The organism is Azospirillum sp. A29 (assembly GCF_042604625.1).
In the GTDB taxonomy this organism is placed as follows: domain Bacteria; phylum Pseudomonadota; class Alphaproteobacteria; order Azospirillales; family Azospirillaceae; genus Azospirillum; species Azospirillum palustre.
Genome location: NZ_CP170460.1, coordinates 1325118 through 1347843 on the forward strand (window position 1 = coordinate 1325118; position 22726 = coordinate 1347843).

9 protein-coding genes are annotated in these 22726 nt (G+C 70.1%); 2 read left to right on the forward strand and 7 right to left on the reverse strand.

Translation table 11 applies throughout. The features are described 5' to 3' along the window. Positions 1-58: 58 nt before the first annotated feature. Genes peaD through ABNQ38_RS05715 form a run of 5 tightly spaced genes read right to left on the reverse strand, consistent with a single transcriptional unit; the run spans position 59 to position 5980 of the window. Complete coding sequence (gene peaD, locus ABNQ38_RS05695) at positions 59-1171, reverse strand: quinohemoprotein amine dehydrogenase subunit beta (protein WP_377806138.1); 1113 nt, start codon at positions 1169-1171, stop codon at positions 59-61. 35 nt (positions 1172-1206) lie between these two features. Continuing rightward, entirely contained in the window at positions 1207-1527 is a 321-nt protein-coding gene (gene qhpC / locus ABNQ38_RS05700) for a quinohemoprotein amine dehydrogenase subunit gamma (protein ID WP_109050738.1), read from the reverse strand. Beyond that, on the reverse strand, positions 1524-2957 hold the full coding sequence (gene peaB, locus ABNQ38_RS05705; RefSeq protein WP_377806139.1) for a quinohemoprotein amine dehydrogenase maturation protein: 1434 nt from the start codon (positions 2955-2957) through the stop codon (positions 1524-1526). Before peaB ends, qhpC begins: the two co-directional genes overlap by 4 nt. An 11-nt stretch (positions 2958-2968) precedes the next feature. Further along, positions 2969-4603: a quinohemoprotein amine dehydrogenase subunit alpha gene (peaA, locus tag ABNQ38_RS05710; protein WP_377806140.1), complete on the reverse strand. Its 1635-nt coding sequence runs from the start codon at positions 4601-4603 to the stop codon at positions 2969-2971. A 15-nt stretch (positions 4604-4618) separates the two neighbouring features. After that, positions 4619-5980: an NAD(P)/FAD-dependent oxidoreductase gene (locus tag ABNQ38_RS05715; RefSeq protein ID WP_377806141.1), complete on the reverse strand. Its 1362-nt coding sequence runs from the start codon at positions 5978-5980 to the stop codon at positions 4619-4621. 743 nt (positions 5981-6723) lie between these two features. Between ABNQ38_RS05715 and ABNQ38_RS05720 the strand changes: the two genes are divergently transcribed. Together ABNQ38_RS05720 and ABNQ38_RS05725 are read left to right on the forward strand one after the other, a co-directional pair. Then, positions 6724-7665 carry a helix-turn-helix domain-containing protein gene (locus tag ABNQ38_RS05720; RefSeq protein ID WP_377806142.1) on the forward strand — a complete coding sequence of 314 codons (942 nt, stop codon included), beginning with the start codon at positions 6724-6726 and terminating at the stop codon, positions 7663-7665. A 193-nt stretch (positions 7666-7858) separates the two neighbouring features. Continuing rightward, positions 7859-8980 (forward strand): cyclic nucleotide-binding domain-containing protein, encoded by a 1122-nt coding sequence (locus ABNQ38_RS05725; protein ID WP_377806229.1) that lies wholly within the window; start codon positions 7859-7861, stop codon positions 8978-8980. A gap of 7 nt (positions 8981-8987) precedes the next feature. On the opposite strand, the gene ABNQ38_RS05730 is transcribed toward ABNQ38_RS05725, so the two are convergent. After that, positions 8988-17420 carry a beta-ketoacyl synthase N-terminal-like domain-containing protein gene (locus ABNQ38_RS05730; RefSeq protein WP_377806143.1) on the reverse strand — a complete coding sequence of 2811 codons (8433 nt, stop codon included), beginning with the start codon at positions 17418-17420 and terminating at the stop codon, positions 8988-8990. After that, positions 17417-22708, reverse strand: a complete 5292-nt coding sequence (locus ABNQ38_RS05735) for an SDR family oxidoreductase (protein WP_377806145.1) — start codon at positions 22706-22708, stop codon at positions 17417-17419. Before ABNQ38_RS05735 ends, ABNQ38_RS05730 begins: the two co-directional genes overlap by 4 nt. Between the last annotated feature and the right edge of the window lie 18 nt (positions 22709-22726).

Consider the following 22726-nt stretch of genomic DNA (forward strand, 5'->3'; position numbering starts at 1 on the left):
GAGAGCCTGTTGGGGAGGGGATAAGGCGCCCTCTCCCGGGGCGGGAGAGGGCGCTTACTCAGCGCCGGATCACCCGCAGGGAGGCGATGCCTTGGTCGGGGCAGCCTGCGATCTCCACCTGTCCGACGCGGTCGAGCGTATCGGTGCTGTAGACGCCGATGTCGCAGGCGGTGCCGCCGACATAGACCTCCTTGCCGTCGCTGGAGACGTTGATCGAGTAATAGGTGTGCGGCAGGTCCACCCGCTTCACCAGCTTGCCGCCGTCGGTATCGATCTTGGTCAGCTGGGTGTAGACGGAATAGGCTTCTGTCCGTTTCACCGGGCTGACGACGGACGAGAAGATGACGGCGCTGGTGTCCTCGAAATCCCGCATGTCCATCCGGCCGGTGGCGAGGTCGAGCGTCATCAGGCCGGTGCGGAAGGCGCCGGGATCGGTCGCCGCCAGATCGGTGCGGGTGGTGAAGTAGGGGGTGGAAAGCGTCGCCGCCTGTTCGAACTGCGGCCAGATGTCGAGCACGTCGGGCGGGCTGTGGTTGGCGCGGGTCCAGTTCAGCACCTTGTGCGTCTCCTTCACCGCCCCCGTCTTCGGATCGAGGCCGTAGAGATCCCAACCGAGCGCCCACAGCGTGCCGCCATCCTTGGAAAAGGCGAGCACGGCGACCCGGCGCGGCGCCGGCAGCAGGCGCACCGGCTTGGCGCCAACGCCGTCGGCGGTGCGGTAGACGGCGATGCGGGTGTCCTCCACCCGGTACTCGCCGGGCAGCATGCGCACCGGCGCCTGGAAGACGTACAGCTCCTTGCCGTCGGGGCTGACGTCCATGCCGAACAGGCTGCGGACGCGCAGGTCGCCGCCCGGTTCACCTGTCGTAGAGAAATCGGCGCGGAAGACCTGCTTGCCGCTGTCCAGCTCGATGCCGGACACGCTGCCCATGTGGTTGCTGACGACATAGGCGATGCGGCCGTCCGGCGAGGGCACGATGGTGCCGGGCGCCACCCCGCCGCCGGGGATGGTCAGCACCCGCTCCACCTTGCGGGCGGCGGCATCGACCAGCACCAGCTTGTCGGGCTTGGCGCCGGTCAGCAGATAATCCTTCGCCGCGGCGGGAGAGGCGGAGAGCAGCAGGGCGGCGAGCAAGCCGCTCAGGCGGTATTGGGTGCGGCGGCTTCTCATTGGACGGACTCCGTTTGCATGGGTCTTCATGGCGGTCAGTCCTTCGGGAACACCGACTGGAGGGCGCGCCAGTCGTTCTGGGCCGAGGCCGCCTTGGCGTTCCAGTCCGGGTAGCTGTTGATGGTGTCGGGCACCTGCGCCGGCCACCAGCAGGGGTCGGAGCAGCCGTAGAGGTCGGCCTCCATCGGTGCGCACAGCGCGGCGACGCTGCCGAACGGATCGACCTCCCAGCCGGGGTCCATGGTGGAGGCGCAGCCGACCACCACCTGCATCGCCACCACCTCGTCCAGATGGCCGTTCTCGACGGCCTGATCGACCAGACGGGCCTTCTTGTTGATGGGCGTCAGATGTTTCATTTCATCCCCCTGCGCGGCGCGACGTGGCGTTCGATGAACTGCGGGTTGGCGACCATGATCTCGGCATAGGCGCGGATGCCGAAGTCGATCCAGTCGCGCATCAGGTTGCAGTAGTGATAGGTCGGGTGCGCCGGATCGGCGTAGCGGGCGTAGGATTCGTGATAGCAGCCGCCGGCGCACAGCTTGCGGATCCAGCAGGTCTCGCAATCGGTGCCGGTCCGGTTCGCCATCCCTTCCAAGAAGCTGCCCAGGCTGTCCTTGGCGATGCCGCCGTCGACATTGCCGTAGGTCGGCTGCGACGATCCGGTGAAGCGGTGGCAGAGATGCAGGTCGCCTTCCTTGTCCACCGCCAGCATGCCGAGCCCGGCACCGCAGGGCAGCGACTTGGTCGTTCCCTCCGTCAGATCGGTCATCAGCTGGTGCATGTTGGAAAAGCCGGTGTTGACGCCGCGCTTCGCCGCCTCGACATAGGCCAGCCCGAGCGTCTTCATGTTGTCGAAGACGGTCGCCAGCTCGTCGCCGGTCAGGTTGAAGGCCGACATCGCACCGGAGGTGACGGGGGAGAACCCCACCTCGAAGAAGCCCAGATCGGTCTTCAGATGGTCGTGGATCGCCACCACGTCGGTGACCCCGGCGGTCAGCGTCACCCGCGCCCCCACCGGGCGGGAGCGGTAGCGCGACAACAGCATCCGCGCTTTCGCCGCCACGACGTCGTAGGAGCCCTTGCCGCCGACGGTGCGGCGGTTGCGGTCGTGCAGCGGCTTCGGCCCGTCCATGCTGATGGTGATGCCGAAGCGGTGGGTGTCGAGCCAGTCGACGGTCTCCTCGGTCAGCAGCACGCCGTTGGTGGTCAGCGAGAAGTCCATGCGGACCCCGGCCTCGCGCCCGCGCTTCTCGGCGTAATCGACCACCTGCCGGATCAGCGGCAGGTTGGTCAGCGGCTCCCCGCCGAAGAAGACGACATTGACGCTGTCGCGGCCCCTGGCCTCCTGCAACAGCAGATCGACGCTGCGCGCGGCGGTGTCGAACTCCATCCGCTCGCCCTTGGCGGGGGTGGTCAGATCCTCCTTGTAGCAGTAGGTGCAGCTGAGGTTGCAGCCGGTGTTGACGTTCAGCACGACGGTGCTGAGCGGGAATTCGCTGATGGTCACCGGCGGCTTCGTCCGCTTGACGGCCGGGCCGCTTTCGACGACGCGCAGCGTGATCAGCTCGCGCAGGCTGTCGATCACCTCGGCCGGATCGGCGACGCCGTTGAAGCGGCGGCGGACATCCTCCTCGCTGACCTCGCCCAGCTCGGTGAACAGGTCGATCAGGGCGCCGCCGACCCGGTCCAGCTCGAACAGGCCGCTGGTGGGGACGTGGAACAGGACACGCCGGTCGCCGACCGTCACGTCGCGCAGGTCGTCGCGAACCAGATGAAGGGTTGCCATGGCTCTGCTCCTCAATGGATGGGCGGGTCGTTCCAGCGCTGGACCGTGCTGATCAGGCGGCCGGTGCCGGTCAGCGTCGCGGAACCGTCGATCACCGTGCCGACCACCTTCAGGTCGCCGATGTTGTTGGTGCCGAACTGGCGCTGCGGGTTGGGGCCGGCGCCGGCGGGGGTGAACAGGCCGTTGGCGGCCATGGCGCCGGCGAACTTCACGTCCTCCATCTGCGCCGCGGCGTCGTTGAAGGGCTCGACGCTCCAGCGTGCCGGCATCGGACCGACGCGCACGTCGTCGTCGGTGCCGGGCTTGCCGTCCGGGCCGTTCAGATAGCCGACCGCCTCGAACTGCGCGGTCATCGGCGGCACCGGCCCGCCATTGCCGCCGACGCGGGCGATGGTGAAGTCCGGCTCCACCCGGATGCTGTCGAGCGTGGCATAGACCGCGAAGCCGCCGGCCTTGGCACTGCCCACCGTCAGGCTGCGCGCACCGGGGGCGGCGTCCGCGGCGGCCGTCGCCTCAACCGTTACGGAGGTCGGGCTGCGCGACAGGAGCTTCGTCGACACGCCGGGGCCGAAGCCGACCTCGCCGCGGTCGAGCCCGCTGCCCCACAGGGTGATGCGGGCGGTGCTCCCCGTCTTCAGGAAGCTCTGGCTGGTGCCGAGGATCGTGCTGTCGGCACCGCCGGCCCGCACCGCATGCAGGCTGCCGCCGACCTCGTCCTGTTGGGTGAGGAACCAGCGGCCGTCGAGGCGGCTGCCGTCGCGCGACGCGGCGAACACCTCGCGCACCGGCTTGCCGTCCAGCGTGCCGGTGCCGCGCCATTCATAGCCGGTGAACACCGTCGATCTGCCGTCGCCGGTCAGCGGCTTGCCGGCGGAATCGGTCAGGTCGTAGGCGATGCGATAGCCGTCCCCATCTTTGGTGACGGTCGCGGTGCCGCCATAGGAACCGATGCCGGCCCGGTGCCCGGCGACCGCCCAGCGGCCGGACAAATCGGGCTTTGGTGCCGCCTGCCAGCTGGTCCAGGCGTCGGTCCTGAAGGGGAACTTGCCGCCCAGCGTCTGCGGGATTTCGGTGGAGGCGATCTCCCACCATTTGCGGTCGCGGCCCTGGGCGGAATATTCGATGGTCGGCCACTGGCCGAGATGGAAGTTGACCAGACGGCGCCATTCGTCCTCATCGCGGCGCTGAAGCCCGACGCGGGCGACGCTGTGGCAGCGGGCGCACATCACCGACAGGTCGCCGTCGGTCACCGGCTCCTCCACCACCGACGGACGGCGTTCGAGGACATAGCGGTAGGGGGCGGCCTCCTCTGGCGCCAGACCCTGGCGGTCGGCGAAATAGCGCACCAGCGTGCGCTGTTCCTCGTCCGACAGGGCGACGCCGTGGAACTGGCGCATGCGGAACAGCGTCATCGTCCAGCCTTCGGGCGTCTTGCGCACATGATCGATGCGGTGCAACGACCCGTCGGCCTCCTTCTGATGACAGGCGGAGCAGCGTTCCTCGATCAGCGCGCGGCCCTGCATGCGGCCATCGTCGGCCAGCGCATCCTGGGCAGCCGTCAGCGCACCGCCGAAAACCACGCCGCCAGCAACCGCACCCAGCAAAAGACCGGGCCAGCGGCCGGGCCCTCTCGGTTTCTGTCCCATCGGTACTCCCCGTTCCTACGAGTTGACGTTCTTCGTCGTTGTCGTCATTGCCGAAGGCGGCTTTGCCCCGCCCGGCAGGAACCCGTTGTTCGCCAGCCAGGCGAGGGCGACCGCCACCCGTCCCGGCGGTTGGCCGAGCTGCCGGCCGCAGCGCTGGGCCAGATCGCCGTCGAGGCGTCGGTCGCTCGCCACGCTGTCCAGCAGCGGGCCCAACTCGACCCCGTCGATCGCCAGTACGCCGCGCGGCAGGGCGGGCGTGACCAGGACCGGGCGTTCCTCGATCCGGTCGTTCACCACCACGGCGCGGCGGCGGATGCCGCGGTCGGCGGTGGGCAGCGGGGCCGGCGGCCAGGCGGCGCGGCGTCGCCAGAAAGGGCGGCCGGACCAGCGTTCCTCGGTGCGGTAAAACTGCTTGCCGGCGTCGGCGGCATGGGCGAACAGCCCGGCACAGCGATCCTCGACGAAGCGTTCGACCGCCGGCAGGGCCGTGGGATCGGCGGCCAGCGTGTTGACGGCGGCAGCGGCGGCGAAAGCCCAGGCCACCGCGGCATAGACGCCGTGGCCGGACAGCGGATCGACAGCGAAGGCGGCATCGCCGATCCGCAGCCGGTCGGCTTCCACGCCGGGCGACCGCCGGATCGCTGTGGCGTCGCGCACCTCCGCCTCGCCCATCGGGGCGCAGCCGGCGATCCATCCGGCCGCCTGCGGCAGCGATGCGACCGTCGCCGCGTGCCAGGCGGTCAGGTCGGCGCGGGCCGGGCTTTCGGCGCCGTCGATGACGAGCTGCACGATCCGCCGTCCATCGGGCAGGGCAGCCAGCCATGCCCAGCCGTCGGCGAAGGAGAAGGCGGCGCTGCCCATTTCTCCGCCCATATTTCCGGTGGGGCCGAGGTAGAGCCGGCCGACCGCCAGCGTGCGGGGGCCGGACTCCCGCGCCGGGGCGTTTGGCGCCCTGCGGCCGCGGGCCTCCACCAGAAATCGGCCGGAACCCAGCATTGTGCCCGCCGCATCGACCGCCAGCCAGCCGTCCTTTCCACGCCTGACCGCTGCCGCCGTACCATGGGACAGGGCAACGGCTCCGGCACTGGCATCGCGCAGCAGGGCGGCGTCGAGGCGGCTGCGGTCGACCAGATGTTCGCCGTTCAAAGCGGTGTGCAGCCCGTTCCAATCGACCCGGCGCGCCGCCGGCATGCCGGCCGCCGCGACCGCTTCCAGGCAGCCGGCGCGCCGCAGCCCTTCGACGGCCCGCAGGGACAGTCCTTCCACCGCCGGGCGCCGGGCGCAGGTCACCAGAGTCACGCCATGCCCCAGGCCCGTCAGGCGACGGGCGAGCACCGCTCCCGCCGGCCCGCCGCCGAGGATCAGCACATCCGTCATGCCGTGCCCTCCCTGCCGCTTCCAATGTCCCATGGGGTCGCCCCGGCCTGCCGTCTGTTTCGGCAGTGCCGTGGTCGACCGGGATCGTGCAATGGCGACCGGGGGGTGATCTATCCGCTTTGCGAAAATCTTCGGACGCTCGACGGATTTTTCTGAATAACCTCAGTGAAAATGATAATTTCTGGGCAATATCCTGAGGGCAATCTTCGCTGATATATTGAAAGAACCGATGATTATCTCGTCCGCAGATTTCTCGATGCAAGTGGGTTCAATATTTTATTTCTGTTGTTCTATGTTTTTTCGATGTTCTTATGAAGACTATGGGCCATGGCGATGATTTGTTTGCTTACCGTATTGTTTTAAAAGTCCGGCAATAACTCTCTCCTGAAACCGCTCTTGGCCGTTTGAAAATCGCACATGCGTTTGCAGGGTCGGCAAAATGGGCGGAAGCCTTAAAAATTTTTAACTCCGCCGACATTTTTGTGACGATCAATCGTTAGTCAGCAAGGATGCATGTATTCGCCATTCTGCCCATGGCTTTGGCAGGATATATTTTCACAAGGCAGCGAACTGTTCAAAAAATAGTCCTATCCGTTTTGCGAAATGGAAGAGATCATTCTTCTCTGTGTTTGACATATTCTTGAAAGCGCTGATCATGGGCGTTCAGGCAAAACCGCTGCCTGGACATTGCCGCAATAGCCACACGAACCGGCCCAATCATGCCGTGCCTGGAGCAACAGCGGATGGTAGAACCCAAGACCCTCCGGCTGGACACCGACGTCGCGGAAGATGTGTGGGAGCAGGAAAAGGCTCTCGTCGGCTGGACCCAGCATTACCGCCAACTGCAGCCCGGCCGTTTCCTCGGCCGGCTGAAGGAGGTCGTGGCTCCGGGCATCAGCGTTTTCCGGGAGGACACCAACCTTCGCCTGCATCAGCACACGGCCCCGCCGCCCGACACGCTGGTGGTCGCCGTCCCGCTGCCGGGTTCGGCCCCGGCCCGGCTGGACGGCCGGCCGGTCGGCGAGAACGAGGTTCTGCTCCTGCGCGGCGGCACCCTGTCGGAGTTCCTGTGCAACGGCCCGATGTCGGTGCTGGCGCTCGCCATCGACCGCCGGCGGGCGGAGCAGCTGCGGGTGACGGTGCCGGATGCCGCCGAGGTGCCGGCCAGTTCCTTTTCATACGCGCGTGCCGGCGAACTGCGGGCGGTGCTGCAATGCGTGCTCGCCGCGTCGCCCGCCCTGCTGGAGCAGAGCGAAGTCCTTCTTCCCCTGCTGGACCAGTGCGTGTCGGTGGTGGAGGCCGGCATCATGCAGGCGGTCCGTCCCCCCACCGTCGGTCATTCGCAGCGCCAGAAGTTTGTCCGCCAGTTTCGCGACCATGTGGAGGCCCATCCGGACGACCGGCTGTCGGTGGCGCAGGTGGCCCAGGCCATCGGGGTGACGACGCGGATGCTGGAATACAGCTTCGCCGACGTCATGGGCGTCTCGCCCAAGGATTACCTGAAGATGGTGCGGCTGAACGCGGCGCGCCGGGCCCTGCGCATTGCCGATCCGCGGACGGCGACTGTCGCCGAAATCGCGATGGACCACGGATTCTGGCATCTCGGACGCTTTTCTGCCTATTACAGCGAGATGTTCGGGGAAAAGCCCTCCGACACCCTGCGGGCGAACGCTTCGTTCGGATGAGGCGCCGTTGCGCCGCGCATCCATGCAACCGATCGAATGGCCGTTGCCATCATTCGTGGTGCACGGCTTTTGTCGGAGGGTGAGTCGCCCTATAGTGCCTCCGTCTGTATTCCTGAAGGGGCATGAAATGGTGGAGCTTGGTGGCGCGCCAGCGGTTGCGCGGCATCTGACGATAGACGAGCGCTTGAACAAGGTGCCTCTGTTGACGGGCTTCTCGGATGAGAACATCCGGCAACTGGCCTCCATCATGGACGGACCCATCAGCGTCCCGCAGGGCAAAACTCTGTTTGAGGAAGGCGCACCCGGCGATGCCCTCTATTTCATCCTGTCCGGCAGTTTCGAGGTTCTGAAGCGGGATGCCGGCGGCGCCGCCCTCCACCGGCTTGCCCTGCTGACGGCGGGGCAGTCCATCGGCGAGGTGTCGCTGCTGGACAGCGGTCCGCGCTCCGGTGCGGTGCGTGCGGTCGAGGACAGCGAGGTCATGGCGGTTTCCATCGCCCGCCTGCGCGAGCAGCCCGATTCGCCGCTCGACGTCGACAGTCGTCTGAAGATCAACATGGCCTATGAATTGGCCGCCCGCCTGCGCCGCACCAACGAAGTGACGGTGGAGACCCTGCGCAGCCGGTTGAGCGAGGCGGAAAGCCGGGTGGAGATGAGCAAGTTCATCTTCCGCCTGCTGGTCGGGCTGTGTTTCTACATGTTCGCGCTGGGCGTCACCACGGCGTTGAGCAAGGTGGTTCCCGACACCTCCCTGATCAGCCTGCCGATCCTGACCGGCTTCGCCTTCGGCGTCTACCGCACGGTCAAGACCAGCCCATGGCCGCCCAGCACATATGGCTTCACGCTGAAAAACTGGCGGGGCAACGCGCTGGAAGGCATCGTGCTGTCCATTCCCGTCGCGGTGCTGATCGTGCTGCTGAAATGGATCGGCGTGACCTTCATCCCGGCCCTTCAGGGGCAGGCGGTGTTCGACTTCGCCCGCTCCACCGGCCTGTCGGTGGGAGAGGTTCTGCTCTATGGCAGCGCCTATTGCGCCTTCACGCCGATCCAGGAAACCATCGCCCGCGGCACCCAGGCGTCGTTCCAGCTGTTCCTGACCAGCAAATACAAGACGCTGGAGGCCATCCTCCTGTCCAACATGCTGTTCAGCGCCACCCATCTGCATGTGTCGATCCTGTTGGCGCTGGCGGTGTTTCCCTTCGGCCTCTATTGGGGCTGGATCTTCGCGCGCCAGGGATCGCTGGTCGGCAGCAGCGTGTCCCACGCCCTCCTGGGCGTTTTCGGCCTGATGATCGTCGGCATTCCGGTTTTCTGAGGCCAAATCATCCGGCCCGGAACCAGCGGGAGAGCGCCGACAGCCACGGGTCGTTTTCGTCGCCGGCCTCGCCCGCCGCGATCCGGCGGGCGAGGCGGCCCAGAGGTCGGTCGGCCGGGATTGCGTTCAACACGGCCTGCATTGCCGCCCCCAGGGGCGGGGTCAGCCCATAGGCCGCGGCAAGCGCCTTCGCCCTTGCTTCGAATTCCGGGCGCGGCTGGTTGGGCATCTCGTCGGCCAAGGCGGGGCCGGCCCTGTTGATGGCGTCGAGCACCGTCCTCTTGCGCTCCGCCAGCGGTAGGCTCGCCAGGTCCTCCGGCCACAGCGGCCGGCCGATGTGGATGTCCTGGCGGGCGAAGCCGACGGGGAAGTCCAGCCGTTCGGCTGCCGGTTCGACCGGCAGGGCGCCGACGAAGCGGACGGGAACGATGGGGATCTCCAGCCGCGCCGCCAGATCGAGGAAGACCCCCGACAGGCGGCTGACCGGCGTGCGGCAGGAGAGCGAGCGCGTGCCCTCGGCATGGACCATGATGGACAGCCCGTCCCGCGTCACTGCGGTGCGCGCCTGTTCCATCAGCCCCAGCATGGCGGCGGGATCCTCGCGGTCGAACAGCATCATCATGGCCGGCAGGCGAAGCTCCGGAGCGCTGCCGCTCAGCTCCAGCAGGCGGCCGAGCCAGGTGTCGCGGTGTTCTGCCTTGGCGACGGTCAGGATCGGCCGGCCGGTAAGGGCTGCGCCGACCAGCGCGAAGGTGAGGGACTCCACCGCCACCTGATGGTTGCCGAGGAACAGCGCGCCGCGCTCGCCGATGCGCGCGAGCTGGTCGGCATCCGCCAAGCGGACCTGTCCGACGAACTCGCCCGCCAGCGCCAGGAACAGATCCTCCACCGGCCAGTCGCTGGTTCCCAGATGCGAGCGCCAGAACCGTTGCAGCGGGGCGAGGTCGGGAGCGGCGGAGGCCGTGCCGGTCACGAGCCAGTCGGCACCCTCCTGCGTGATCGACAGCGGGACCGGGGTGAGCGGCGCGGCAGGGCAGCGGGCGATGCCGTCCTCGACCGTCACGGTGCCGGGGTGGACGCCGAGATGGGCGGCGGCATGCTCCTTGGCGGCAATGGCGCGGGCCATCTCGACGGCGCTGCCGGACACGCCGTAAATGGCTTCCAGCGTCCCCGGCAGCCAGTTGCTGGCCGCCACCTCACGGGCGTTCAGGCGGGTGACGCCGTCCTCCGACCGCGACAGCTGCACACCGGGGGCGGCTTGGCGGTCACGCAGGAAGGTCTGGCGAGCCAGGGCGGGAGCCTTGCCGAGCGCGCCCTTGGGGAACAGCACGTCGGCCAGTTCCATCTCGGCCCAAACCCGGCCGTCGGCCAGCCATTGCAGGCGGGAGCGGGCGCGGCCCTGCCCGTCGAGCGGCAGCGCGCGCACCTCGATGCGGATCAGGCCGTCGCGCGGCGTCGGGCCGAACAGGCTCAGCCGTTCGATGGCGCTGGGATAGGCCAGCATCCCGGCCGCCCTGTCGCCCCACCAGAGTTCGGGCGCATGGCGGGGCATGGCATGCAGTCCGGCATCGAGCAGCGCCGGGCCAATCGGTCCCGGCACCCGCGCTGCCTTGGCCGCATCGAGCGTGGCGGACGCGCCGCTCGGGCCGGTGCGCAGGTCGCTCACGATCTGGAAGGCGGGTGCGTGGAACAGCTCGCCGGCGCTGTAGGGGCAGGGGGAGGGGCGGGCGTCGTCCAGCGGGGCGAAGGGTTGCGGCGGAACCGGCCAGTCCGCCGCCCGGATCACCCGCCCGGTCGCCACGGCCGCGCCGCCGTCCCGCAGGGTGACGCGGCCATCGGGCTCCACGTCGGGGCGCAGCGTCACCGGCACCGTCACCCAGCGCTGGACCCGCACATCCTCAAGGGCCACGATCCGCCCGCCCGGCACGGCGGCAGCCATGGCATCGGCAAGGCAGGTCAGCGGGACCGCCGGAACGGTGTGGGTGGGGCGGTGGTCGCCGAGCCAGGGGGCGCTGTCCAGATCCAGGCGGAGGTCGGCCGGCTCGTCGTCGCTGGGCCCATCGCCGTTGCGGGGCCCATCGCCGCCGGGCACGAGGCGGGCGGCGAGGCCGTCCACCTCGTAGATGCGCAGATCGTCCGCCCACAGGCTGCCGCGGGCAACGGCGAGGATGCTGCGCTCGTCACGCTCGATCCGCACAATCTCGATTTCCGTGGAGACGGTGCGGTTGGTCGGCACGACCTGACCGCGGTATTTCCAGCGGAGCGGTTCGTCCAGTGCAGCACCCTCGAAACGGGGCGAGGGCATTTCGCTGTCGAGCCCGGCCAGCAGCATGGCGCGTTCCAGCAATTGCAGCAGCGCCTCGACACCCAGCGATCCGGGCTGCACCGGGTCCTGGAAGAAGTGGGCCTTGAAGTACCAGGATTCCGGATCGACCGCCTGCCGGCCGCGGACGAGCCCCAGGCCGGCGGCTCCGCCTTGCGGCCACCAGCCGGTGACCTCGTCCACCATGCGCAGCCTGCCCTCCGCCAGTCTGGTGCGGCGGGGTTCGGTGGGCGGCGTCGTGGGCGGAATGCCGCGGGCGGTGTCGTCGGGCAGGGGCGGCAGGCCGTTCTGCTTCGCCAGGGCCGCAGCGGCGAAGAAGCCGAAGGCGGTTTCCAGCTCCATCAGCGGCCGGTCGTCCACCCAGGCGCGGACTTTGAAGGCGATCAGGGTGATGCCGCCGGCACGGGAGAAGCGGGTCAGCGTCGCTTCGGTCCGGACGCAGGCGTCGGCGGGCGTCACCTCGGCGAACAGGCGGGCGGCGTCGCCGTCGAGGTTGCGGATCGCCAGATCCTCGGTGGAGGCGAGCGCGAAGCCCATGTAGGATGCCAGCCAGCCGCAAGGCTGGAGCAGCACCTCCATCAGCACGCAAAAAGGCATCACCGGGGCGGCATTCTCGGCGAAGTACCAGGCGTCCGGCTCCACCGCATAATCGACGAGGATGGTGCCGCCGACTGTCGGCTCCCCGGCCGGGCAGTTCACCGACACCACGCTGGTCATGAAGTGATAGGGCGGACCCGGCAGGCGCGGCACGCGGCCGGCGTCGAAGCGGGCATACATGCTGCCAAAGGCGGCGGACGGCGCCCCCCAGGCGCAGGCCAGCAGCGCCTCGTGATCGCCGCGCACATCGCCGCGGGTGCCGACGATGCGCGGCGCCTCCAGCCGTGCCGGCAGGGCGTGGCGGCCCTGGCCCAGCGGCCAGTCGGGCACCAGCCGCACCGCGAAGGCGCGGCAATGGAAGACCTTGAAGCCGTCGGCGCTGCACAGCAGGGCGGCGCGGACGATGGGGGTCGGACCATCCTCGATCTCCTCGACGAAGACCTCGTAGACCAGACGATGGCCGGCGTCGGGGATCACTTGCCCGCGGCAGACGAAGCGGGCGGGCTCGTCCGGCACCGGCTCGAACCGCCAGGAATCACGGCCGATGGTGAAGCCGCCCGCCGCCATGAAGGTCGCCACCGCCTGCACCGCGCCCTCGGCCATCAGGGTGCCGGGCATGCAGGGGTCGTTCTTGAAATGGCCGGCATAGAACCACGCATCGGCCGGCACATGGCTTTCGGCGCGCAGATAGCCGCGGCTCCAGGGACCGCCCTGCGGCTCGAAAACGGTCACGCGGTCGATCAGGCGCATGCGGCCTTGCGGGATGGCCGGTGTGCGCTGGTGGCTGCCGGCCAGCTCGAACCCCGCGCCGAAGCAGGCGAAGGCGCGGCCGGCGGTCCAGAAATCGAGCTGTTCGGCCGTGAAGGCGCGGTGACGCGACGGACAGGGCAGCGGGTCGAGGCGGGCGCCGTCCCTCGGCCGATCCTCCTCGGCGCTCCACAGCACGCCGCCGGAGTTGGCGAGTTCCCGGTCGGTGAAGAAGCCGGCCTGACCGTTGCGGACCGACAGCACGAGCCGGTCGCCGATGCGGCAGTCGTAATGGAAGAAGAACAGCCCGACCTCGGCCATACGGGCATGGCCGTCGATGTGGATGTCGTAGCGCAGGGTGTCGCCGACCCTGGGCAGGCCGCCCTCATGGTAGGTCATCTCGCAGCCGAGCAGGCGGTAGACGCGCTCGCCCCTGTTGCGGAAATCGGCGCCCAGCCAGGAGACCAGCAACAGGTCCGCCTGCCCGGATTCGATGGCGATGCCCACTGGCATGCGGCCGTTGTGCAGATACCAGGCGTCGGGCGTGACGTCCGTCTCGGTGACGATGGAGCCCTGGCCCATGCTGCCCGGCTCGCCGGCGATGGAGACGACGCGGTCGACCAGCAGCAGCGGCGGTTCCGGCATGCGGACCTGACGCGCGTAGCCGTCCTGCTGTGCGAACAGCGGGCCGAAGATGTCGGAGACCTTGCCGGAGGCGAGGATTTCCAATTGGGCGCGGTTCCAGAGGGGAGGAAGCACTCCCTCTCCCGTCCCGGGAGAGGGAAGGGGCCCGCCGCGCAGCGGTGGGAAGGGTGAGGGGTGATCCAAGGAACCATGCGGTCCTTGATTCTCGCCCTGCCCCTCACCCTCCCCACCTTCGGTGGGTCCCCTCCCTCTCCCGGGGCGGGAGAGGGCACTGGTGGTTGACTGCGGCGTCGGCACGCCGAAGCCGTGCAGGTAGGTCCGGTGCAGGTCCGACGCAATGGTCAGGTAACCGGTGTGAAGCTCCGCCGTGCGGGCGAGGATGCGCGCAATCGGGCTGTCGGCCGACGGGAGCTGCGCGGGCACCGTTGTGGACGCGACCGGCTCCGGCACCTCGTCCAGGGGGCGGCGGGCGGCCAGATCGGGGGGCGGAAGGCCGGCGACCGGCGGCAGGGTCGGTGCGGGGGGCATCGGTTGTCCGAGCGTCACCACCACGGGGACGGCATGGGCGGGGAAGGTCAGGGGCTGGGCCGGCGGTGCGGCAACCGGGCGCTCCAGGCGGCGGGCGACCTCGGCCATGGCGGGGGCAAGTCCGGCGGCGAACAGTTCGGCCGCGACATGGGCCAACTGCTCCAGCGGCGCGCGGCCGGGATGGTCGAGGCTGACCGCCAGATGGTCGCGGCCGGACAGGATCGCGGCGATGGAGCGGGTCAGGGCGTTGCGCGGGCCATGCTCGACGAAGATGCGCACACCGTCGTCATGGGCTCGGCGGACGGTGCGGGGGAAGTCGACCCGCTCCACCGCCTGACGGGTTAGGGCCTCGGCGCAGAAGTCGATGGACGGCGGATAGGATTGGGCGAAAGCGTTCGCGTAGAGGGCGACGCCCTCGGGCGGGGTGGTTGCGCGCCGGTGGATGCGGCGCCAGACCGGGGCGCAGGGCTCCAACTCGGCGCAATGCACCACCATGTCCTGGCCGAGCGGCAGCGCACGGTGGGCGCCGAGGCGGGCGATGGCCTGCCGGCAGGATTCGGCATCGCCGCCGATCACGCAATCCTGTGGCGCGTTGATGATGGTGATCGAGACGCGGGGCAGGCCTGCCAGTGCCGCTTCGACCTCCTCGACGGGGGCGAGCAGGCGCCAGTTGCGCCAGTCCACGGCGCCCGTCCGTCCCCAGCTTTGGGAGGCGGCGAGGCAGTCGCCGGTCAGATGGCGGCCATAGAGGCCCGACGCGTCGATCTCCGCGAACATGGCGTCCATGTCGGTCCAGACACCGGTGGCGAACAGCGCGTTGGTCTCGCCGGAGGACAGCCCGAGCATCGCCTGGGGCCGCAGGCCGAGGATGCTGCGGCTGACCTCCGCATGGGTCTGGCAGAGCAGCGCACAGCTCTGCAACTGCGCCATGGCGTCGAGCGGGGCGGCGGAACCATAGAGCCGCTCCGCCGCGTGGGCCAGGACGGGGAAACGCGCGGTGACGGCCCGGCCGACGTCGGGCATCGACAGGAACAGATCGCGGCCCATGCCCTCGTAGGCCGCGGCGGCACCGGTGAAGGCGAAGGCGAGCGTGCCGCCCAGCGGCTGTTCCCCGAAATGGATGCCGTCGGCGACCGCCGCGCGGCCTTCGGCCAGAGCGAGCGCGCGGGACAGGGTGTCGGCTTCCCGGCCGGATGGGCAGGCGAAGGACAGGCGGACGGGGCCTTGTCCGCCATCTGCGCCGCGCCGGATGCGCCCGCACAGCTCGGCCCGGCTGCCGGCGGCAAACCAGCGCAGGCGGACGGCGGGCGGAGGTAGGGCCGGCCGGACGATGCCGCCGCTTTCGATCAGCAGGTTGTCGGCGGCTCCGCCCAGCGCCTCGACGGTGACGCGGGTGCGCAACAGTCCGGCGCCCGGCCAGGGGCGGGCGGGGCCGTCCGCGGGCTGTATCCGCCCGCGGACGGCGACGATGGCGGCGGCGACATGCAGCAGGCCGGACGCGGCATGGGCATGGCCGAAGCGGCGGGTGACCGGGCTGGCGCCCTGCGGGCCTGCGAGGATGAATTCGGCGCCATCGGCGCCACCGCCCTCAGACAGGTCGAGGATGGCGTGGATCGGCTCCCCTGCCGCCTCGGCGCACTTCACCCGGCGCAGCACCAGGGTGACGGCGGCGTCGCCGGCCGTCGCAAGGTCAGGGCGCAGCGCGGCGAGCGCGCTGCGATGGACCGGTTCGCAGGACAGGTCGACCGCGCCGACAACCGCGGCGTCCAGTTCTCCCGTAACCAGGGCGCGGGCGGCGATGCGCAGCCCGGCCAGCCCCGAGAGTTCCTCCGCCGACACCGAGTAGCTTGGACCGCGCCAGTCGAACTGTGCGTTGAATCGGTTGGCAACGATGTTCGGCATGGTGCCGATGACGCCGGCCGCGTTCAGCGGCGGGCCGAGCTCGACGCTGGCCTCCTGGCCGCAGAGGCTGGCAAGCCGCACGCCCAGTCCGCGCCGCGCCACCTCGGCATCGCAGCCCATGCCCATCAGCACGCCGGTGGTTGCCGCCGCCAGTGGGGGAGCGTCGACAACCGCCTGCGCCACTGCCTTCATCGCCAGCAACTGCTGGGGCAGGGCATGGTGCAGGTCGGCGGGAGGGACGCGGGCGGTGGCGAGGTCCAGCGTGATGCTGTCCAGGGTGCGCTGGCCCTCCCCGGCCGGTGGGGCTGCCGCCAGGGCGGCGGCGAAATCGTCCGTGGCGGTGACGACGGCGAGCCCGACGACGGCAACGCGCAGGGGCGGCGGGACGGCGGCCACTTGCACGGACGGGGTGGCGGGCTGCCATTCCTCTAGGATCAGATGCGCGTTGTTGCCGCCGAAGCCGAAGGCGCTGACGGCGGCGCGGCGGGGACCGTCCACCTCCCATGGCTCCGCCTGGTTCAGCAGGCGGAAGGGCGAGGCGGCGATGCCGTCCAGCGGGGCGGAGTTCGCATGCAGGGTGGGTGGGCGGACGCCTGCCGCCATCGCCTGGATCACCTTGACCATGCCGGCCAGACCGGCGGCGGCGATCAGGTGGCCCAGGTTGGATTTCAGCGAGCCGATGGGGACACCGTCCAACCCATGGAAGATCCTGCCCATGCTGGCGATCTCGGTGGCGTCGCCCAGCGCAGTTCCGGTGGCGTGGCATTCGACCAGCGACACCGCCTCCGGACTGAGTCCGGCCTGGGCATAGGCAGCGGCCATGGCGCGTTCCTGCCCGCCGGCATCGGGGACCAGGAAGCCGCGGCTGCGCCCGTCGTTGGACAGGCCGATGCCGCGGATGATGCCGAGGATGCGGTTGCCGTCGCACACCGCGTCGTCCAGCCGCTTCAGCACCACGCAGGCCGCTCCCTCGGCGGGGATCAGCCCGTCGGCCTCGCGGTGGAAAGGGCGGCTGCGTCCGGTCGGGCTGAGGGCATTGAGGGCGGTGAAGCCCATATGAAGGAACAGGTCGTCGCCGCGGTTGACGCCCGCCGCGATCATCAGGTCGGCATGGCCGTCGCGCAGTTGGTCGCAGGCGAGCTTGACGGCGTAGAGCGAGGAGGCGCAGGCGGCGTCCAGGCAGACGGCCGGGCCGTCGAGGCCGAGCGCGCGGGCCGCCAGCTGCGCCGGCAGGCCGGAAGAGAAGCGGTTCGCCGGGTTGGGCCGCTCACGGTCGAGCCACACCGCCTCGGCATAGGCGCTGAGGCTGGCGGTGGGGTAGGACAGGTTGCCGGCGATCAGGCCGCACCGTCCCTGCGGCGCGACGGTCAGCCCGGCCTCGCGCAACGCCTCGCGCCCGCAATGGACCAGCCAGAGCACCAGCGGGTCGAGGCCGGCCAGATCCCCGGCCGGGCAGGCGAAGCCGCTGGGATCGAAGACGGCATCGAAGCCCTGGACATAGCCGCCGCGGTCGGTGGCCGAGCGTTCCAGCGCCTGCGGCGACAGGGCCTGTGCGGTGTCGACACGCCAGACGCCGGGCGGCACAGGGCGCAGCAAATCCCGCCCCTCGACCACGGCCCGCCACAGCTCCGCCGGGCTGAGGGCGCCCGGCAGCACGCAGCCGTGACCGACGATGGCGATGGGCGGGACGCGGCTCATGCCGAGTGGCCGATGCAGGAAACGACCGGGTTTCTGGCGGGGGGCTGGGCCAGTTCGCGCAGCATGAAGGCGGCGCCGTCGTCCGGGGCGATCAGGCCGACGGACATACGGTGGAAATGCTGCTTCAGCGCCGGTCCGACCATGCCGCCGTCCCACGGCCCCCAGGCGATGGCCTTGACCGTGCAATCGGGGCGGCGCGCCGCCTCCGCACGCGCCACGGCGTTCAGGACGGCGTTGGCCATGGCGTAGTCGCACTGGCCGGCATTGCCGTGCAGCGACGCGATGGAGGAGAACAGGCAGATGACGCGCACGGGGTCCTGGCGGGTGGCTTCCAGCAGGTTGGCGATCCCGTCGACCTTGGTGCCGAAGACGGCGTCGAACTGCTCGCGGGTCTTGTCGCCGATGCGCTTGTCGGCCAGCACCCCGGCGCCATGGACGATGCCGGAGATCGGGCCGGCCTCCGCCCGGACCGTCGCCAGCGCCCGGGCGACGGAGGCGGCGTCGCGCACGTCGGCGCGGCAGTAGCGGACGCGGGCGCCGGCCGCCTCCAGCCGGCGGAGCGTGGCGCGGGCCTCGTTGGCGGCGAGGATGGCTTTGACCATCGCCTCGATCTCGCGCGGCGGCTTGCCGGCGCCGGGGCCGGCGATCACCGCCCGGCGCACGGCCGTCTCGTCTGTATCCTTTGCGGCATTTTCGGCGAGGCCGGGCAGGAGCGGGGCGGCGCCGGGGTCGCTGCGGCCGAGGATGACCAGGGTCGGGCGGATGTGGCGGGACAGCTGTTCCAGCGCCACCGCGGTCACGCCGCGGGCGCCGCCGGAGACGACGATCACGGCACCCTCGGGAAGCGGCAGCGGGCCGTCGGCCGCGTCCTCCTGACGAAGAGTGCGGACGAGGCGTCGGCCGTCGGCGGTCAGCCGCACCTCGGCGTCGCCGCCGCCGGTGGTGAGTTCGGCCGCCAGGATTTGCGCCAGCTCGGCGGTGGAGCGGTTTCCGGCCTCCAGATCGATGGCCTTGACCCGCGCCGCCGGCCATTCATGCGCGGCGGTCAGGACGAGCCCACCGAGCCCGAGCCAGGCATCCCAGCCGTTCTGGACGGTGATGAAGGCGCCGCCGGCCTCGCCCAGGCGGGGGGCGGCAGCCTTGGCGGCGGCAAGGGCGCGCCAGTGCAGGTCGGCGCTCGATGCGGCATCGGCGCCGTCGAGACCGCCCAGGAACAGCACGCCGTCGTCCTGCGCGCCCGGCTCTTCGGTGAGGCGGGCGGCGATCCCCCTGGCCGACAGCAGCGTCACCAGCTCGGCAGCGACGCCCGCTGAATCCGGAATGACGGCGATGCTTGTCAGGCCGCGCAGCATGTCGGCTCCGGGGGCTTGCCGGTCCTCCAGCACCGAACAGGTGCGGAGGGTGCCGGCCGATAACGCGGGCAGGGCCTGCGACTGCGGCGTCTGCGGGGCGGCGGGAGCGTCGCCCCTGATGCGCGCGATCACGGCGCCGACGGTCTTCAGCGCGGTCAGCTCGCGCATTTCGACCGAGGCGAGGTCCGGCAGCCGTTCGACCAGAGCCGAGAAGATTTCCACCTGCTTGATGGAATCGATGCCGAGGCCGGCTTCCAGCTCCATCTCCGGGCTGAGCATCTCGACGGGGTAGCCGGTCTTTTCGGCGACCAGGCCCATGAACAGCGCGCCGACATCGACGGAGGGCGCGGCCGGTTCGGTCACTGGCGGCACGGCTGCGGGCGCTGCCGTGACGGGCGCCGGGGCCGGAGCGCCGCCGCGGCTGTCGGCCATGGCGAGGATCTGGCCGATGGTCTTCAGCGCGTTCAACTCGCGCATGTCGGCAGTGCCCAGTGCCGGGATGCGCTCCTGCAAAGTCGAGAAAATCTCCACCTGCTTGATGGAATCGATGCCGAGCCCGGCCTCAAGCTCCATCTCCGCGCTCAGCATCTCGACCGGGTAACCTGTCTTTTCGGCGATCACCGCCAGAACGACGTCGCGGGTGGCGGCCGCGGGCGGGACGGCAGCAAGGATCGGCCGGGGAGCGGGAGGGACTGCCGCCGGTTGCGGCCTGGGCGCGGCGATGGGCTGCGGAGCCGGCGCCGGCCGGTGTACCGGCGGAGTGGGTGCCGCCACGGGGGCGGGAGCGGGGACCGGCATCGGCGGCGGAGCGGCGATGGCCGGCGCGCCCGGCATGACCGGCGCAGGCGGGGCGGTGAAAGCAAGCTGCTGCGCCGGAACGCCGCTGAGGCTCTGGATCGCCTGACCGGCGACGGCGAGGAAGGCCTGATGGCTCTCGGCGATGGCGCGCTGGAAGGCGGCGTGGGCATCGGCGACATGGTGATAGATCGTCTCCACCGACGCCGTGGCGACGGGGGTGGGCGCCGGCTGCGGAGCGGGGGAGTTCGTGACCATGATCGGGGCTTCTTCGATGGGCTGGGACTGGAAGGCGGCGGATTGGGCCGGTGCCGGGGGGACGGGCCGCGGCGGGTTGGGCTTGGGCAATGCGGAAGCGCCGCCCTGGGGCGGATAAATCTTGCCGAAATTGGCGCCGGAGATCTGGACTGCGGCCGGCGACGGCTTTTTGGGTTTGCGCTCCTCGGCGAAGCCGGCCCACAGCGCCTCGAAATCCAGGCGCACCCCATGCACCGCCAGTGCGCCCAACCCGTCCAGCAGGCTGAGGACGCCGTTGGCTCCACGCCGGTCCAGCGGCACCGTCAGATGCGGGCGGCCGTCCAGGCATTTCGCCACCAGACCGGTCAGGACGGCACCGGGGCCGACCTCCACGAAGGTGCGGACGCCGTCGCCATACAGCGCCTCGATGGTTTCGCGGAAGCGGACCGTCCCGGCGATCTGCCCGGCCAGCAGGTCGCGGGTTTCGCTGTCGCCGTAGGGGGCGGCGGTGAGATTGGCATAGACCGGGATGGCGGCGGTGCCGAACCGTGTGTTCTCGAGGACGGTGCGGAAACTCTTGGACGCCTCCGCCACCACCGGAGAATGGAAGGCGCTGGCGACCTTCAGGCGGACGACCCGCAGCCCCTCGGCCTCCAGCCGGGCGATGGCGCTCTCGACCGCCGCGCGGGCACCGGACAGGACCACCTGTTCAGGGCCGTTGTCGTTGGCCAGAACCACGTCCAGCCCGTGCAGAAGAGGGGCGACACGCTCCCGTCCGGCGGCCACCGCGATCATGGTGCCGTCGCTGCCGGCCGCCGCGGCTTCCATGCAGCGGGCACGCTCGCCGGCCAGGGTCAGGGCGGTGTGCCGGTCGATGGCTCCGGCGGCGCAGAGTGCGGTGATCTCGCCGAAGGAATGGCCAGCGACGGCATCGGCGCTGAGGCCGGCGCGTTCCAGCACCGCCAGCAGGGCGAGGCTCGCCGTCCCGATGGCGGGCTGTGCGTGCAGCATCCGGGTCAGGAGGGCATCCTGGGCGTCGGCCTCCTCGCGGGTGAAGGCGGGCGGCGGGAAGACCACGCGGTGCAAGGGCGGCTGGCCGGGGGCGCCGGGCAGCGCTGCCTCGGCGTCCCAGACGGCCCGCGCCTCGTCGAAGGCGACGGCCAGATCGGCACCCATGCCGACATACTGGCTGCCCTGGCCGGGAAACAGGAAGGCGACCTTGCCGCCGGTGGCTTCGCCCACAGCAAGATAAATGCCGGGGGCGGAGAAGGGGCCGGACTGGTTCAACGCCGTCGCCAAGCGCGCCTCGAACTGCGCGGCATCGGCGGCGACGATGGCGAGGCGATGGCGTGCGGCAGGATCGAAGGCGATCCGGCTGTCGTGGGCGACCGCTTCCAGCCCTTCCGATTTCACGCGCTCGCCGAGGGTACGGGCCGCGTCGGCAAGGGATCGTGCGTCGGCAGCGCCGGCCAGCACCAACGCACCGCCCGACCACAGGCGGGAGGCGGTGTGGGGCCCGGTATATTCCTCCAGCGCCACGTGATAGTTGCTGCCGCCGAAGCCGAAGGAGCTGACGGAGGCGCGGCGGGGGCCTCCACCCTTCACCCAGGGACGCGCGCGGGTGTTGAGGTAGAAGGGGCTGGTTTCCAGATTGAGGCGGCTGTCGGGCCGCTCGACCTTGATGGTGGGCGGCAGAACCTTCTGGTGCAGCGACAGCGCCGCCTTCAGCAGACCGGCGGAGCCGGCGGCGGCCTTGGTGTGGCCGATCTGCGATTTGATCGAGCCGATGGCGCACCAGGACTCCGTTTCCGCATCCGCTTCGCGGAAAACCTGGGTCAGGGCGGTGAACTCCGCCAGATCGCCGGCACGGGTTCCGGTGCCGTGGGCCTCCACCAGCTCGATGCTACGCGGACCATAGCCGGCGTCGGCATAGGCGCGGCGCAGGGCGACCGCCTGACCTTCGGGGCGAGGAGCATAGACGCTGGTGGCGCGCCCGTCCGACGACGAGCCGATGCCGCGGATGACGGCATAGATGCGGTTCCCGTCGCGCTCGGCATCCTCAAGCCGCCGCAGGGCAAGCATTCCCAGCCCCTCGCCGACGATGGTGCCGTCGGAAGCGTCGGAGAATGGCCGGCAATCGCCGCTCTTGGACAGGGCCGGCGTCTTGCTGAAACACATGTACATGAAGATGTCGTTCAGCGCGTCGACGCCGCCGCTGATGACCATGTCGGAATGGCCCAGCTCCAGCTCGTTCATCGCCATCAGCAGGGCCGACAGCGAACTGGCGCAGGCGGCGTCCACCACGCAGTTGGTGCCGCCAAGGTCGAGGCGGTTGGCGATGCGCCCCGCCACCACATTGCCGAGCACGCCGGGGAAGGTGCTTTCCTGCCATTCCACATAGTGCGAGGCGATGCGGTCGCAGACGGCGGTCACCTCGGCTTCCGGCAGGCCGGCTTCGCGCAGGGCCTTGACCCAGACCGGCCGTTGCAGCCGTGCCCCCATGGTGCCGACCAGTTCGGTGGCGGAAGCCACGCCCAGCACGATGCTGGTCCGGCTGCGGTCGATGTCGCGGAATTGGGAGCGGCAGGCCTCGTCCAGCACCTCCTTGGCGACAATCAGCGCCAGAAGCTGTGCGGTGTCGGTGGCGGCCAGCGCCTGGGGCGGGATGCCGAACTCCAGCGGGTCCAGCGTGGCGGGCGGCAGGAAGGCACCGCGCCGGCAATAGGTCTTGTCCCGCGCCGTCGGATCGGGGTCGTAATAATCCTCCACCAGCCAATGGGTGGCCGGTACGTCGCCGATGCAATCCCGTCCGGCGAGAATGTCGCGCCAGAAACCGTGCGTGGTGCCGGAACCGGGGAACATGGCGCCGATGCCGACGATTGCGATGGGATGGCGGTTCTTCAAGGCCGTCTCGGAGGTTTG

Bases quoted from the DNA above. Each gene is read 5' to 3' on its own strand.
- peaD (WP_377806138.1), bottom strand. From the start codon at position 1,171: ATGAGAAGCCGCCGCACCCAATACCGCCTGAGCGGCTTGCTCGCCGCC.
- qhpC (WP_109050738.1), bottom strand. From the start codon at position 1,527: ATGAAACATCTGACGCCCATCAACAAGAAGGCCCGTCTGGTCGATCAG.
- peaB (WP_377806139.1), bottom strand. From the start codon at position 2,957: ATGGCAACCCTTCATCTGGTTCGCGACGACCTGCGCGACGTGACGGTC.
- peaA (WP_377806140.1), bottom strand. From the start codon at position 4,603: ATGGGACAGAAACCGAGAGGGCCCGGCCGCTGGCCCGGTCTTTTGCTG.
- ABNQ38_RS05715 (WP_377806141.1), bottom strand. From the start codon at position 5,980: ATGACGGATGTGCTGATCCTCGGCGGCGGGCCGGCGGGAGCGGTGCTC.
- ABNQ38_RS05720 (WP_377806142.1), top strand. From the start codon at position 6,724: ATGGTAGAACCCAAGACCCTCCGGCTGGACACCGACGTCGCGGAAGAT.
- ABNQ38_RS05730 (WP_377806143.1), bottom strand. From the start codon at position 17,420: ATGAGCCGCGTCCCGCCCATCGCCATCGTCGGTCACGGCTGCGTGCTG.